This is a genomic window from Brevibacillus sp. SKDU10 (genome assembly GCF_001645205.1).
In the GTDB taxonomy this organism is placed as follows: domain Bacteria; phylum Bacillota; class Bacilli; order Brevibacillales; family Brevibacillaceae; genus Brevibacillus_B; species Brevibacillus_B halotolerans.
Genome location: NZ_LSSO01000113.1, coordinates 56,559 through 71,191, shown reverse-complemented (window position 1 = coordinate 71,191; position 14,633 = coordinate 56,559). Strand labels below are relative to the sequence as shown.

Genomic DNA, 14,633 nt, shown 5'->3' with positions numbered 1-14,633 from the left:
TTCACCCAATCATTTGCAAAGCGCAAGAATTTTATTAACAACCTCATCTAGCGGCATGCCAGTGGTGTCTAATAAGATAGCATCATCAGCCTGCTTGAGCGGTGCTGTTTCTCGCTCACGGTCACGTTTATCACGCTCTGCAATTTCCTTTTGTAATTCGTTTATATCAGGTTGCTCTCCTTTAGCAAGAAGATCACCAAAACGACGTGTAGCTCGCTCTTCTATGGAAGCTGTCAGAAAGATCTTCACCTCAGCTTCAGGCAACACGTGAGTACCTATATCACGCCCATCCATAACCACGTTTCCTTGCTGAGCCATCTCACGTTGTAGTATCAGCATCGTAGCACGAACCGCTGGATAACTCGCCACTACGGAAGCATAATTACTAACTTCCTGTGTGCGAATTTGATGAGTGATATCCTCATGATCCCAATACACACGCTGTCCTTCCTCTGTGCGCTTCAACTCAATCTTGGCTTGCTGTAGCAAGCTTGCAACGGATTCCTGATCCTCAATTGCAGTTCCGTTCTTTAATACAGCCCAAGCCAAAGCCCGATACATCGCTCCTGTATCAATATAAACGTACTGTAATGCAGCAGCAACAAGTTGTGCTACGGTACTCTTCCCTGCACCAGCAGGTCCATCAATTGCAATATTCATTATGTAAATTCACCTACTAGAGTTTAAATACGTTAATAATGAAGAAAAGCCTCGAGCGAAGACAGTTCGTCGAAGCCAAGCTATGGTATATTGTACCACAGTAGCGCATATGAAGCAAATTAGCGGATGGCTGGAATGCCCTCCACTCTCTCAACGCGAACGAAATAAGGGCGAATGGAACCCCATGTTAAAATAGTTTGAGCCAACAGTATAGAAGTAATAAAAATAATGATAGCTTTAATAAGATATCGCTCTAAACGACTGGACAGCAATATAAAGCGAGCATCAAACGTTGATTTTTTCATGGAGTAACGCTCCTCCTCCTGTTGATAGTCAACCGTTATTCAACTATACCTTTTTGTCTTATTTCCAATTGACGTTCATAGCATACGCGAACAATTTTAGCTCGATCTGCTTCCGATATGGCTGTAAACTGTAGGGATGTCCAATTAAAGTCACTCAGCTCCTGCTCCTGAACGCGTGCTACCTGTGCTTTGGCAAAGGCATGACTAACAGTCCCCGCTTTAGCTGGCAAGCTAATCCACATATCTACTTCCTGCTCTTCTTCCAAGAAATGGTTCTTGGGACATGCAAATGCTAGACCGCCACCACTAATATCCAGCGTCTTCGCTAGGAACTTCTGTTTTCCTCGAATGCTTGGATAGCTAACAGAGACCTCAAAGCTTGCAGGTACTCGTAAATAGCCTCTGCGTTGCGTGCGAACGATCTGCTCCTTTGGCACTTTTTCCATTAAAAGCATTGGTATATTTTCTTGCTTGGTACCAACAATTTTGGTTTCAAAATCAAAACGCGAACCATCCTGTCCAATATACCATACGAAACAGGTCGTTCCAATTGGAAGAGGCTTCGTACTGCCTGTTTCCTCGTCGATGGGTAATTCAATCGCAAAGTTTTTTTCAGAATAATCTGCTACTCTAGTCTTATATACTTTTTTACTTTGCTCTTCTGACATGGACGCGAGAGATAGACGCATCACTTGTCCTACTTGAGGTAGCACACTCACTCTTATTTCCTCCCCTTCTCACCCTCTTCCAACATTATACACACGCTGATATCCATACAGCAAACAAAGAAGTTTGCCCTTAGACAAACTTCTTTGCACTCTCTCTTATCCTCTTATGCATTTTCGCCATAATTTGGCATTTTTTGCTCGCCTACACTCATTTTTATTACATCCTCTTCTTCACCTGTCTGGGCATTGATATAGATCATATAGATATCATTTTCAAATCGTCCAGAGAACTCATATGCTAGTACTTCTTTCCCGTTATTTTTCCCCTGAATCATGGCAAGTCTAGAATCCGTAACCTTAACATGTGGATTGATCATCGTTTTAGCGCGCTGGGCGGAAACCTTTGCTTTTGGAATGATGCGCTGCTTATGGTTAAATAAATATTCGACCGCATGAAATCCATTTACATCCCCATTATCAAGCGCTACTTTGACCGTTACGGAATCAGGATAGATGAGTACGCCTTCCACTTTTGGCACAAACGTAAATACTCCTATCCCTCCGTATGTATCTCGTTCCGTCGCTACCATGTCGCCGTATCCCTTTTCTTTTAAAAACTTCTTAGCACTTTTTTCTGCCTGATCTAAGTTCAATTTTGTCTGTTTGACTTCTCTTTCGTTTAATAACCAGACTACCTTTCCGCCTTTTTTGGTTACATCCATATTGATTGGACTAGCGTTTTTACTAGTTATACGGATACTGTAAGCATTGTATTGCATGCCTTTTCCGTTCTTTTCAACAGAAACCTTGTCACCAGACGAAATTTTACCAACGAATTTTTTAGCAATATCAATCGCTTGTTGTTCACTAACTGGTTTTCCTGATATGCCCTTAATTCGTTGCTGGCGTTTCGTTTCCATATTTTGAACAGTCATTCCCCATTCCATTTCAGGGAACTCCTGCACTTTTTTATCAATCGTTTTAAAACCGTCAATGATGGTGTTGTCCCCTGGCTGTTGCTGTTTAGCCAAGGCCGTTTCTACATCCATCCAGCGCAATTTGCTATCAATAACCTTGGTTTGCACACCAGATAATTCTTTTTGGATGTGCTTAGAGTTCTGGTACAGTTTATTGAGTGTTTTATACTCTTTTTCACTCAACGGATGCTGATTTAAATCCCTTACGGCTACTTCATAAGAAAAATCTGCTACCTTGGACAAAAATTCTTCTGTGTGATTGAATGGCATTAGCGTCAAAGGAAGTTGACCGACATCGTTTTGCGAGGTATAAGCTAAACGCCACACATTCGTAAGACACGGAGCTAATTGCTTGCGTGTGTTTAATACAACAGATTTTCCTAACTCATCATGCAGTTTATTCATATGAAAGTTTAAATCATGGAAGGCTCTTTGGTATTGATTCTCTGCTTTGATTAGTATGCTGTTTTTTTCGTTATGTTCCTGATAGCCCCATACACCAACACCGACCAATCCGATTAAACATACTGGAAACAGCACTCGTGAAATTGCACCATAAACCATTTCTAGATCCTCCTTCTTCCGTTGTTATTGGTTAGCGGCAGAATATATGTTTACCAATTTTTTTCACTTGAGGACGCCCCCATATCCATTTGGACGTAGCTGTTTCGGGATTAAAATAATAGGTGCATCCTTCAGTAGGGTCCCACCCCTTTAAAGCATCCTTCACTGCTTTCTTCGCATTTTCATTCGGGGTTAAATAAATCTGACCATCTGCTACCGCAGTAAAAGCACGAGGTTCAAAAATAACAGCGGAGGGCGTATTGGGAAACGATGAACTCTTTGTCCGATTTATAATTACGGCCGCAATCGCTACTTGCCCGATGTACGGTTCTCCACGCGCTTCACCATATACCGCATTTGCCATTAGCTTAAGGTCATTTTCGGATAGCTGTGAAGCTGAAAACGTTTTTTGTGCTGTGGTAGTTGCCACTGGTGCTACCTTAGATTCCATCGGCTGATCTGCGTGCTGGTGCACCACTTGGGGTGGGGTAGTAGCAAGTATTAAATAGAATGCCGTACAGATCACTACAACTGTACTTGCAACCATGAGCCTCCATGTTTTGACCTCTTTACTCCTCATTGGACTTCCTCCTTCAGACCGGTAAATTTCCTTTCCTTGTCTGTATTGTTCGTGAGGGAAATCATGTTTATACAAAAAGAAAGAGACCAGTAAATACCAGTCTCTTTCATTCTTCCAGATGGGTAATATCAAATTTTTCTTGATTGTCGCAGATACATTGCTTAAATCCTGTGTCAACTTTTCCTTCCATGCCTGGGCGACCACGCAAGATAAATCTTTCGCCGCATTGGTTGCACCGTATCATGATTTTAGATCGCTGGGTTTTGAACAATTACAGTCGCCTCCTCATAACCTTTATTGTGGACGATTGTATATATTTTTAGAACTGATATCGTGAGCCAGTTCTACTTTTTTCATTCCAAACCACCAAAGTATTGCCATATATGGCACGACCAGAAACAACCAATAATCAACAGATAGAAAAATAAAATTGTAAATCGCATGATAACACATGGGCAGCATTAAAGAGACAAATAATAACCATAGTGGATTCTCGTTGGCATTTGCAAATTTAGCTCTACCCATATAATAGCCCATATAGATACCGAACAAAGCATGGCTAGAAACTGGTAATAATGCACGCCACATGGCAACTTGCTTTCCGTTAATCACAAGATACAAAAAGTTTTCAAGCGTCGCAAAACCAAGGGAAACCGCTACCGCATAGACAATACCATCATACGGCTCGTTAAACTCTACATGCTTATAAGCGGTATGAAATACAACTAACCATTTAAAAAATTCTTCCACAACCGCAGGTGAAATTACCGTGTTAAACCAGACGGAATCGATGCCCCACTCATTTTGAAAAATATATTGCAACACCATTACGGGAAAAGCAAGCAAGATACCAAAAATAAAAGAGCGCACCACCATTGAAATTGGCTCCGGCTCTAAGTTATCGCGCAAATAAAAATAACACAGCAAAGCAAGTCCTGGCGCCAAAGCTGCACCAATTAACGGAATCATATTTCTTGTTTGCTCCTTTACATAGGTTCCCTATTCATCGTACCATGAAAGATAATATATGAAAACCCGCAACAGGAGAGAGATCCCTATGAAAAAAGTGCTAGTGATAAATACAGGCGGTACCATTGCAATGTCAGTTGAAGAAGGCACAGAAAGCGTTAAACCGTTAGACGAGCATGTCCTAAATCATAATCTTCCCTATTTAAGTAAATATGCTGATGTTGTCATGAAGGATTTCGTTAATCTACCAAGCCCACACATGACGCCTGCTATTATGAATAAACTACGGGAAATCATTGAACAAGAGCTGTTACAGGATACTTACGATGGCATCGTTATTACTCATGGTACCGATACCCTCGAAGAAACTGCTTACTTTCTTGACCTTACCCTGCCAGTAACCGTGCCGATTGTCGTTACAGGCGCTATGCGATCTAGTAATGAATTAGGAGCTGACGGTCCAGTCAATCTGATTTCTTCCGTTCGCACGGCTATCGACCCTAGCAGTCGCAACAAAGGTGTACTTGTTGTTTTTAATGACGAAATTCATGCAGCCCGGCACGTAACCAAAACCCATACCTCTAATGTAGCTACTTTCCAATCCCCCTCCTACGGGCCAATTGGGACTATCTCAAAGAAATCCATCCAATACCATCATGCGCCACTTTCACGCGAGTTTTACGAAATATCGCATGCAGATGGAAATGTACCGCTTATTAAGGCAGTCACAGGTATGGACCCTGCCTGGCTTCGCTTTTTATTAGACCAAAAAATTGACGGGATGGTAATTGAAGCATTCGGATTAGGAAACCTGCCTCCAATGATCCTTCCTGTATTAAAGGAGCTACTACAGCGAAATGTACCTATTGTAGTTGTTTCTCGTTGCTATAATGGACAGGTACAAGACCTATATGGATATGAAGGCGGAGGCCGTCAATTAAAAGACATGGGTATGATCTTTTCAAACGGATTAAATGGACAAAAGGCTCGTCTGAAGCTGTTGGTAGCCCTGCAGCAAACCGTTGATTCAACTAAATTGCAGGATTGCTTCGATCACTAAAAGCTTAGTGTATATTGGTAACAGCCACGTAGAAATAGGATATTTCCTTTCTGCGTGGCTGTTTTGGTTTGTTCTATCCGTTCTTCATTTGCTCATTAAAATGATAAGAAAAAAAGCCTTCTTGGCATTAAACCAAGAAGGCTCTTCATTTAGCTTACACCCATCCGCGGAAACGTGATGCTTCCGCCATCTTACGAGCGCCTACCATGTAAGCAGCTAAGCGCATATTTACACGGCGTGTTTGAGAAGTCTGATAGACGTTTTCAAACGAGCGAACCATTACACGTTCTAGCTTCTCTTCCACTTCTTCTTCTGTCCAATAGTAACCTTGGTTGTTTTGTACCCACTCGAAGTACGATACTGTTACACCGCCAGAGCTAGCTAGTACGTCAGGCACTAACAAAATGCCCCGTTCTGTCAAAATTTTTGTAGCTTCCAAAGTAGTTGGTCCATTGGCTGCTTCTACTACAATAGAAGCTTTGATGTTATGTGCATTATCGGCTGTGATTTGGTTTTCAATAGCAGCCGGTACAAGAATATCGCAATCCAATTCCAATAGTTCTTTATTGGAAATGGTATTAGTAAATAGTTTGGTAACGGTACCGAAGGAATCACGACGATCTAAAAGGTAATCAATATCCAAACCATTTGGATCGTACAGAGCACCATAAGCATCAGAGATACCTACCACTTTAGCACCTGCATCATGCATGAATTTAGATAAATAGCTTCCTGCATTACCAAAGCCTTGTACAACCACGCGAGCACCTTCCAGGTTGATACCTGCTTTCTTAGCAGCTTCTCGGATGCAGATCGTTACTCCCTTTGCTGTAGCAGTTTCACGACCATGAGACCCACCTAATGCAATAGGTTTACCCGTAATAAATCCTGGAGAGTCAAACTCACGAATGCAGCTATACTCATCCATCATCCAAGCCATGATTTGTGAATTGGTAAATACGTCTGGAGCAGGAATGTCTTTCGTTGGTCCAACTAGTTGACTGATAGCGCGTACATAACCACGGCTAAGACGCTCTAATTCAGGGAAGGACATTTCACGCGGATCGCAAATAATGCCGCCTTTTCCTCCACCATAAGGCAAATCAACAATTCCCGCTTTCAAGCTCATCCAAATAGAAAGCGCTTTCACTTCATCCTCTGTAACTTCTGGATGGAAACGTATTCCGCCTTTTGTTGGGCCAACAGCGTCGTTGTGTTGGGCACGATAGCCTGTGAACACTTTAGTCTCGCCATTGTCCATTCGAACTGGGATGCGAACAGTCAGGACTCGCAAAGGCTCCTTTAACAGTTCGTACATCGACTCTTGGTAACCTAGTTTTTCTAGTGCTTCCTTAATCACCGTCTGCGTCGAAGCCAAAAGATTCATACTTTCTTTTTGTTGCGCAGTCTCAGTGTTGTTGGTTACCATTTCGTGATTCCCCATTGTATAATCACCTCAAAAAGTTATGTTCAGTAAATCCATCGTTCAGTATACACGCTCAATACCTGAAAGAGAAGTAAAAATTCTGCTTTTTCCTTATTTATAAGAACTTTCTAGAAAAAACAGAAATTCTCGCTTGTCACTAAACTTTCCTACAGCCAAAGCATACTCCTCTTTTACTAAAATGAAAAGGGTTACTTGCTCTGGAATGTGCTTTCTTTTGTATTCGATTGGGCAAACCTATGTCATAATAACAAATAGAAAAGGCTATTAGGAGTGTGAATTTGTTGACAACACAAAAAGGAATTCTACTAATATATGCACATCCAGACGACGAGACATTTGCCTCCGGTGCCACGATTGCATTTTATAAGGACCAAGGAAATGTACGTCAAACTCTTTTGTGCGCTACGAGAGGTCAGGCAGGTAAAGCAGGGACACCACCACTATGCACACAAGAGGAGCTACCCGCCTATAGAGAAGCCGAATTACGCCATGCCTGTGACATCTTAGGTGTGGACCGGGTTGCGGTATTAGATTATGAGGATAAACTGGTAGACAATTCTCCCATAGAAGAGCTTGCTGCCCATATAAAAGCAATGATTGATGAGGAGCAACCACAAATTTTAATTACGTTTGCTCCGCATGGGATATCGGGTCATCCTGATCATATCGCGGTGTCTAAGGCTACTCAGTATGTTGTGGATCACCTGCTGGACGATTCTTCAAGCGTTCGTAAGCTATATCATGCAACCATCCCGTTAACAGCTCCCTTTACGAGTAAGCATGGTACACCTACCAATGGAGATCCACTGGAGGATATTACAACTATCATCGATCAAAAGCCCTACAGAGAGCAGATAGCGAAAGCTTTACTAGCACATAAAACCCAGCATTTATCTGTCGAGCGAGTCTTTCCAGGTATAACCTCTCATGATTATAAAAACGTACCAACCACTAATTATTATCTATTGGCATGGCACAACTTGCCCAACTATCAGCCTACAGAAAAAGAAACCGACTTATTTGCCGGTATCCAATAAAAAATGACAGCATAAAAAAGAAGGACACCTTATAACTTACGCACATAGGTGTCCTTCTCTTCTTATTAACGAAAATATCGAGCGATTTCTTTAACAGCGTCATCAGGCATGATCGACTTTCCGTATTCTTCTAACACATATACAGTAATAGGATTTGCCTCACCATATTCCGATAAAATCGCAATGAGATGCTGGTAACGCTCTTGTTCAAGCTCTACATCCTCTAAAACAAGGTAGTATTTATCCTGATAAGAATATAAGCTACCTCCATATGTTAAAAAGGCATTAATTCTGTGAGCTACCTCTACGACATGTTCAAAATCGCGGAAAGCATATATGATTAAGTCACTCTCTTCTAAAGTAACTTCCATTTCGTATACATCATCTTCTTCATCTTTTTCAGCAGTGATTCCTGTTTTGCCACGAGTGACAATGACTACCATTCCTTGGGCAGGTAAAGCAAAGACTTCTACAGCAACTGGACCAGATATTTCAAATCCAAGCTCATCATAAGCCTGCTCCATCATATCATTAAACAGCTCATGAACTTTAGGAATGTCACGCCACATGTCTTCCTTTTCAATACCTCGCTCCGTAAGATCGTCAAAGGTTAAAAAAATTCTTATCTTGTCTTGGCCAAGGCGTTCAACTCGCATGACTGTCCCTCCTCACCATCCAGTCCTATTACAACGTATGTTAAGAAGCCTGTAATTGTTCCGTACATACATCTATAAATAGAATAATCTGGCGTACAAAAATATCTATTTCATTCTTACTAGACAAACTCCCCTCAAGCTATAATCCTGCTGTAATTATAATTCATCCATTCTTGTATAATACCACATTGTGAGACAAGAACATAGATATTGAAGTTTTTCCTACTACTCTCTTTCCGACATAAATCGTCAATCTAGCGGAAAATTAAGGCGTTATTGCCAGAAATTTCGCTTTCCCAGGAAAGAATAACATCTCGGACAGACTTATTTATATACTTATACGTAATATTCTAGCAGTTCGTTTCATGTAAAGAGAATATACCCAACTGATATGTATTTATACAACTTATTGATCATGTTCAATATGAACTCATATTCCACAATATGCATGGGACAAAAAAAATGACGTTACTACTTCCAGAAAACTTATGAGCTTTTTCCCGACGCCTGTTCATCATCGTTTCTCATCAAGTGCGGAAGATTATAACGTCATATCATAAGCCCATCTTATGGCGATGTTTATTCTTGTACCAGCTCCAATAATCGCTTGTGTATCCAAATAGCAGCCTGAGAGCCGTCTCCCATTGAGATCGTAACCTGTTGAGAGTGAGCATTAACGTCTCCTGCTGCCCAGATATTGCGATGATTTGTTTCCTTGGTTCGTGGATCTACCTGAACATGTCCTTGGGGTAAAAGTTGAATTTGAAAAGCTTGTAGTAGGTCTGAATTAACATGTGCTCCGGCAAAAGCTAAAAAACCTCGTTCTACTGTAATTGCTTCACCAGAGCGTAAATTTATTGATGATAATTGACCGTTCTGCTGTTCTATAGAGACGATCTCATCCTCTCTATAATAGTCCCCCCATTCATTAGCCTTGATTTGATCCTCCTTATCCAGCGATGTTAGCGAATGATTAATAACCATGATATCTTTTGTGTAGTATTTTAATTCCTGTGCCATTTGCAAGGCATGCTTGCCAGAACCAATTACGACTGTACGCTTTTGCTGGACTTCATAGCCATCACAATCGGGGCAAATGTAAATGGATTCCCCTAGGCATTCAATCAATCCTGGAATCTCTGGCAATGGGTCAGTAATTCCCGTGGCAATTAGTAAAGTCTTTGCCATAAAGGTTTCCTTATGTTCTCTTGTGGTCACGCAGAAAATATCCTCCTGATTCTGCTCACAAAATGTTGCTTCATCGTGAATAAATGTGGCTCCAAAGCGCTTGGCCATTATTTCTCCCTGCGTTCTCAGTTCCAGTCCACTGACACCCTCTGGATAGCCCAATATGTTACGGTATTTGCGCGCTAAGGTCGATCTCCCCGATTTTTTATCAATAACTAATACCTTATGTAAGCTTCGCGAGAGCTGAATTGCTGCTTGTAAACCAGCAATTCCGCCTCCAATCACGATGGTGTCGTAAATCATGAGTCCCTCCTAACAGTTTCTCTCTCTAGAGTAACCATTTTAGGCGATTAACATGATTACCTTTCACTAATCTACAGGAATGTAAAGTGTTTTTCCCTCTATTAATGGGGCTTCTGTATTAAGACCATTAAAAGTTGCGATTCGATTTACTCCATTATTATTTCCATAGTAAGCACGGGAAATCTTATGTAAATTATCTCCTCTTTTAACTTTATAAAGTTTACTTTTAATTTTTTTAGCAGGTTTTTCCTCACTTACCGTTGTTTCAGGCTTGTTAGAAGCTGGAACTGAAGCTGGGCTAGCTTTCTGCTCAACGGTAGTTTTATTAGTAGTTGGGGCCGAGGTACTAGTAGGTTTTACCGTAGATGTAACGATAGCCTCTGTACCTAAACCACCTTTATCCCCTTCCTGCCCAAGGGCTGAATTATTCGCTGGTTTCTTATCCTCTAGCTGCGGCTGCATTTCAGGCTTTGCAACATTTGCCTGATCTGTACCCTCCCTATTTAAAGGTTCAGGTCCTGTAACGGAAACTCCTGTTCCCGAAGCAATCGCATCTGTCCGCGTCTGGTGCCCACTAAAAATTAACGCCGGTTGTGTCGAATTCATCTCCTTCCAGATGAATAAAACACCTGCCACGACTACTGCTCCCGCTAACGGAACAATGATTTTCCATCCACCTCCACTAGCAAGTGTAGACGAGGCCTTTACTTGCTCCTTAGATACTTCGTTATCACTCTTTGCTGCTTGTTTTTCTTCACTTATGCGACTTGCTTGCTTTTTTTGTGCTTGTTTTTTATTTTTGATCCTCGTTTTTCTAGGAGGTAAGCCAAGCAGGGTGTCCTGCTCCTCTGCTATTTGCTTGTCTCCATCTCTACCTTCCATCTTATTTCCTCCCCTTCGTGTTACATATCTTCCTGTGAATGTATTGATCTTGAATTATATTTTAAAAATAAAGCAAGAATGAAATTGATAGTAGCATGAACAAACATAACTGTGATCAGACTATTGGTCCAGGTAAAAAGTATGCCTAGTAAATAGCTTGTTAGAAACACCATTCCAATGAGAATAGGTTTTTGTAAATATCGAAAATGAATCGCTGTGAAGAGTATACTTGTCCACACATTACCTATCGACTCATGAATTACACCGCGAAAAAGCCATTCCTCACTAATCCCTACAGCTACACAGAGTAAAAACGTAGTTGGAATTGAAAGAGAACGAAAGATCCGTTCATTCATCCCACCATCATCTACCCAGCTTGGCGGAACTGTTTTTTCAATAATAATATTACTAACAACAACAAGGACGATCAAAAGAACTGCATAGCCAAGATAAGAAGGGTGCATCGTTAATAAAAGCTGCTGAAATTCTATTTTAGTATAAAGAAACCATGACCCTAGTAGGGCAATCAAAAGAACGATACCTTGTGTGAGCCACAGATTGAGTAGCAGCGTACGGTCATCTAACTGATCTAGCTTATTGTTTCTATTCACAACGAAGCGGAACCTCCTTCGTTTGGCGATTTACGGGGCAACAATCGTTCCAGGGCTTCCGGAAGATTCCAGACTGCTTCACGAGTAATCCTTTCCTGCATTGCAGACTCATGATAAAGCTCTCTGCTGATTCCGCAGGTTCTACAGCATGACTCCGGTTTGTCTATCAGCCTCTCCCCAAAATAGGCTAGCAACGCTTCGCGAAAACAACCAGATGTCTGAATCCACTCCTGCATAGTCCCTAATTTCGCATATTTAGAACGCTTTACTAGCTGTATTCGTTGCTTCATCGTACCATGGACGAGCTTGGGGTCATGTGGTTGAATCCAGTAGGTATACCCGTTTTTTCCTAATTGAACACTATGAACCGCTCCTGCTTCCTGTGCATAGTAAAATAAGAGCCTTGTTACATTTTCGCCAATGCCAATAGCTGCAAAAAGTTCCTCATGTGAGACTTTTTGCTCATACCCCTCTCTGGTGAGCACCCAGGAATCAGCTCGACGAACTGAGTTACGTAGCAGTCCTAAAAAGGCAACTAATTCTTCGTCTGTTGGATATTCGTTTTGGAAAAGACGGTGATGAATATGCACATCCTCTTCCTGTACATACAAACAAGCATATCCAGGTTGTTGGTCACGTCCAATTCGTCCAACCTCTTGTGTATAAGCCTCTATGCTTGCAGGAAGATGATAGTGAATAACAAAGCGGATATCTGGCTTATCAATTCCCATTCCAAATGCATTCGTAGCAATAATCACGTCTAATTGATTTGCAATAAATTGCTCTTGAATCAAAATCCGCTCCATCGGGTTCATTCCACCATGAAAGCCACTTACCCGCTGAATCCCGCCTTGCTGGCACAGCACTACAAGTTGTTCTACTGCTTGCCTTGTACTGCAGTATACGATGCCCGGCTTTTGGCACTCACGTAATTGAGCAAGCAATCGTGTGTTTTTGTCCGCCTCATCGCTGACTGGATATAGATCATAGGCAATGTTAGAACGATTCACACTTAAGCGGATTTGATTATCTAAAGCAATGTCAAACAGATCAGCAATTTCTTGCGCCACGTTATGTGTAGCAGTGGCCGTCACAGCTAGCACAGGAGGTTCTCCCAGTGCTTTAATCAAAGACGGCAATTTTAAATAATCTGTGCGAAAGTCGTGGCCCCACTGCGATATGCAATGAGCCTCGTCAATCGCTACCAAGGACACACCTCTTTTTTGGAGGAGCCGGATAATCGAAGGTTGTTGCAATTTTTCTGGGGAAATATAGACAAGTTTGTATTTCCCCGCTTCCAGCTCATCTATTACCAAGCGAATTTCATCACGATCCAAGGAACTATTTATGTAGGTCGCCAGCCGATGTCCGTTTTTTAACAACTGCTGAACCTGATCGATCATTAAGGAAATTAGCGGGGATACTACAAGTGTGATACCAGGCAGCACATATGCCGGCACCTGATACGTAAGCGATTTTCCACCACCTGTAGACATGATACCAAGCACATTTTCCCCTTTTAAGATTCGACTAATAATCTCCTCTTGTCCAGTGCGAAACGCGGCATGACCAAAGTACCGTTGTAAAATAAGACGAATGTTTTTCATATTTGCTTCCATGCTGACGCTCCTCTAAGGGCCAAAGCCAATCGTATTTGCAAATAACTATAGTCATGGCCCAATTCATCCTTTAACAGTCGCAGTCGCTTTGTCTGTAGTCGATCGCTTGCTTCATGTATGAATTGAATCTGCTGCTCGCTCACAAAACGACCATACTTACAAGGCAGACCCTTTAAAGCAGCTTCAATCAGATGATCCTCTACTGTATTTAATTTAATCGTACGCCTAGAAGCAATCTCCTCAAGCGTCATATCTTTTTGAAGCATGTTATATGTTTCCCAAGCACTCATACTGATTGGCGGCTTTTGTGCTGGCTGAAGCTGGCATAGTCTTTGTAATAAGGGGAATCGACCTGATTTGTTCTCCTTTACCTCACAATACAAGCTACTCCAGATCGACAACAGCTTTACCTCCGTAAATAGAAATGATTCACGAAATTGGTAGGCAATTTGCCGAGCTGTGAGGCCTACCTGTGAAGCTCCCGTCCACTGCAAAAAAAACTGCTGCTGTAGCATAGGCTCAAGCATATCCATAAACAGATAGAGCTCGTCTGCCAATCCATTAAGCCATGCCGCTCGCTCATCCGGCTCTGCCAGCAGTTGCTTGATTCTACGTTGAATCTCTTTATTTTGCACAATCGGTGAAAAATGAGAGCTGTCATGCAAAAGCTGTGAAATAGTTTGAACCATGAGCAAAGCTTGTAAGCGAAATAACGTTGCTTGCTCCGTTATCGACATCCCATTAATTCCAGATAACCACCGCTCCAATTGATAGGTTTCATTTTGTTCACAAAGTTGTTGATTCCCCAAATGAGTTAGCTTAAAGCTTGATATACCATCCTTTTGCGCTGTATTAGTATTTGAGACCCACTTTTTTTCCATGAGGTTTTGGATGATTTGCTCCCACAGCCCTCTTGATATCCAAGGGAAAAGCCGATAATAGGAATGGAGGTTGAAATTATTCACATCCTGCCATACTTGATTAGCTTTACGTCCTTTTACCATGTAGTAGAGAGATTGAGGAGTACGTTCCCCTTGCAACACAGCTAGACCTTTTAACACAAGAGCTTCAAAAAATCGGAAATCTTGTTCCTCCATGGATCAAAGT

Annotated in this window: 16 protein-coding genes; 2 read left to right on the top strand and 14 right to left on the bottom strand. The window is 41.7% G+C overall.

Annotated elements, in window-relative coordinates:
• Nucleotides 1-9 precede the first annotated feature (9 nt).
• The 7 genes from cmk to prsW all read right to left on the bottom strand — a co-directional run bounded on the left by cmk (nt 10) and on the right by prsW (nt 4,723).
• The gene (cmk, locus tag AYJ08_RS06775) at nt 10-660 is read right to left on the bottom strand and encodes a (d)CMP kinase (protein WP_003338507.1); all 651 of its coding nucleotides are present in this window, start codon (nt 658-660) and stop codon (nt 10-12) included.
• 119 nt (nt 661-779) lie between these two features.
• Nucleotides 780-965: a DUF5359 family protein gene (locus AYJ08_RS06770; protein ID WP_031414472.1), complete on the bottom strand. Its 186-nt coding sequence runs from the start codon at nt 963-965 to the stop codon at nt 780-782.
• A 35-nt stretch (nt 966-1,000) separates the two neighbouring features.
• Nucleotides 1,001-1,684 (bottom strand): flagellar brake protein, encoded by a 684-nt coding sequence (locus AYJ08_RS06765; RefSeq protein ID WP_064017083.1) that lies wholly within the window; start codon nt 1,682-1,684, stop codon nt 1,001-1,003.
• Nucleotides 1,685-1,797: 113 nt separating this feature from the next.
• On the bottom strand, nt 1,798-3,174 hold the full coding sequence (gene ypeB / locus AYJ08_RS06760; protein WP_064017082.1) for a germination protein YpeB: 1,377 nt from the start codon (nt 3,172-3,174) through the stop codon (nt 1,798-1,800).
• Nucleotides 3,175-3,205: 31 nt separating this feature from the next.
• Nucleotides 3,206-3,931, bottom strand: a complete 726-nt coding sequence (locus AYJ08_RS06755) for a cell wall hydrolase (protein WP_231929027.1) — start codon at nt 3,929-3,931, stop codon at nt 3,206-3,208.
• Nucleotides 3,861-4,025: a hypothetical protein gene (locus tag AYJ08_RS23905; RefSeq protein ID WP_197490605.1), complete on the bottom strand. Its 165-nt coding sequence runs from the start codon at nt 4,023-4,025 to the stop codon at nt 3,861-3,863. The genes AYJ08_RS06755 and AYJ08_RS23905 overlap by 71 nt, the downstream gene beginning before the upstream one ends.
• Nucleotides 4,026-4,048: 23 nt before the next feature.
• Entirely contained in the window at nt 4,049-4,723 is a 675-nt protein-coding gene (prsW, locus tag AYJ08_RS06750; RefSeq protein WP_031414468.1) for a glutamic-type intramembrane protease PrsW, read from the bottom strand.
• An 88-nt stretch (nt 4,724-4,811) separates the two neighbouring features.
• On the opposite strand from prsW, the gene AYJ08_RS06745 reads away from it, so the two are divergent.
• Nucleotides 4,812-5,783 (top strand): asparaginase, encoded by a 972-nt coding sequence (locus AYJ08_RS06745; RefSeq protein WP_064017081.1) that lies wholly within the window; start codon nt 4,812-4,814, stop codon nt 5,781-5,783.
• A 154-nt stretch (nt 5,784-5,937) separates the two neighbouring features.
• Here AYJ08_RS06745 and AYJ08_RS06740 read toward each other — a convergent pair whose 3' ends face one another.
• Nucleotides 5,938-7,212: a Glu/Leu/Phe/Val family dehydrogenase gene (locus tag AYJ08_RS06740; RefSeq protein WP_064017164.1), complete on the bottom strand. Its 1,275-nt coding sequence runs from the start codon at nt 7,210-7,212 to the stop codon at nt 5,938-5,940.
• Between the two features lie 296 nt (nt 7,213-7,508).
• On the opposite strand from AYJ08_RS06740, the gene AYJ08_RS06735 reads away from it, so the two are divergent.
• Nucleotides 7,509-8,267, top strand: a complete 759-nt coding sequence (locus AYJ08_RS06735) for a PIG-L deacetylase family protein (RefSeq protein ID WP_064017080.1) — start codon at nt 7,509-7,511, stop codon at nt 8,265-8,267.
• Nucleotides 8,268-8,332: 65 nt separating this feature from the next.
• Here the strand turns inward: AYJ08_RS06735 and AYJ08_RS06730 are convergent, their stop codons facing one another.
• The 6 genes from AYJ08_RS06730 to AYJ08_RS06705 form a co-directional block, all read right to left on the bottom strand.
• On the bottom strand, nt 8,333-8,923 hold the full coding sequence (locus AYJ08_RS06730) for a genetic competence negative regulator (protein WP_003338497.1): 591 nt from the start codon (nt 8,921-8,923) through the stop codon (nt 8,333-8,335).
• Nucleotides 8,924-9,502: 579 nt separating this feature from the next.
• Nucleotides 9,503-10,414 carry an NAD(P)/FAD-dependent oxidoreductase gene (locus tag AYJ08_RS06725; protein ID WP_064017079.1) on the bottom strand — a complete coding sequence of 304 codons (912 nt, stop codon included), beginning with the start codon at nt 10,412-10,414 and terminating at the stop codon, nt 9,503-9,505.
• Between the two features lie 66 nt (nt 10,415-10,480).
• Complete coding sequence (locus AYJ08_RS06720) at nt 10,481-11,296, bottom strand: LysM peptidoglycan-binding domain-containing protein (protein WP_064017078.1); 816 nt, start codon at nt 11,294-11,296, stop codon at nt 10,481-10,483.
• A gap of 20 nt (nt 11,297-11,316) precedes the next feature.
• Nucleotides 11,317-11,907 carry a CPBP family intramembrane glutamic endopeptidase gene (locus tag AYJ08_RS06715; RefSeq protein ID WP_064017077.1) on the bottom strand — a complete coding sequence of 197 codons (591 nt, stop codon included), beginning with the start codon at nt 11,905-11,907 and terminating at the stop codon, nt 11,317-11,319.
• Entirely contained in the window at nt 11,904-13,526 is a 1,623-nt protein-coding gene (locus AYJ08_RS06710) for a RecQ family ATP-dependent DNA helicase (RefSeq protein WP_064017076.1), read from the bottom strand. Before AYJ08_RS06710 ends, AYJ08_RS06715 begins: the two co-directional genes overlap by 4 nt.
• Complete coding sequence (locus AYJ08_RS06705; RefSeq protein ID WP_064017075.1) at nt 13,511-14,623, bottom strand: YpbB family protein; 1,113 nt, start codon at nt 14,621-14,623, stop codon at nt 13,511-13,513. Before AYJ08_RS06705 ends, AYJ08_RS06710 begins: the two co-directional genes overlap by 16 nt.
• Nucleotides 14,624-14,633: the final 10 nt, after the last annotated feature.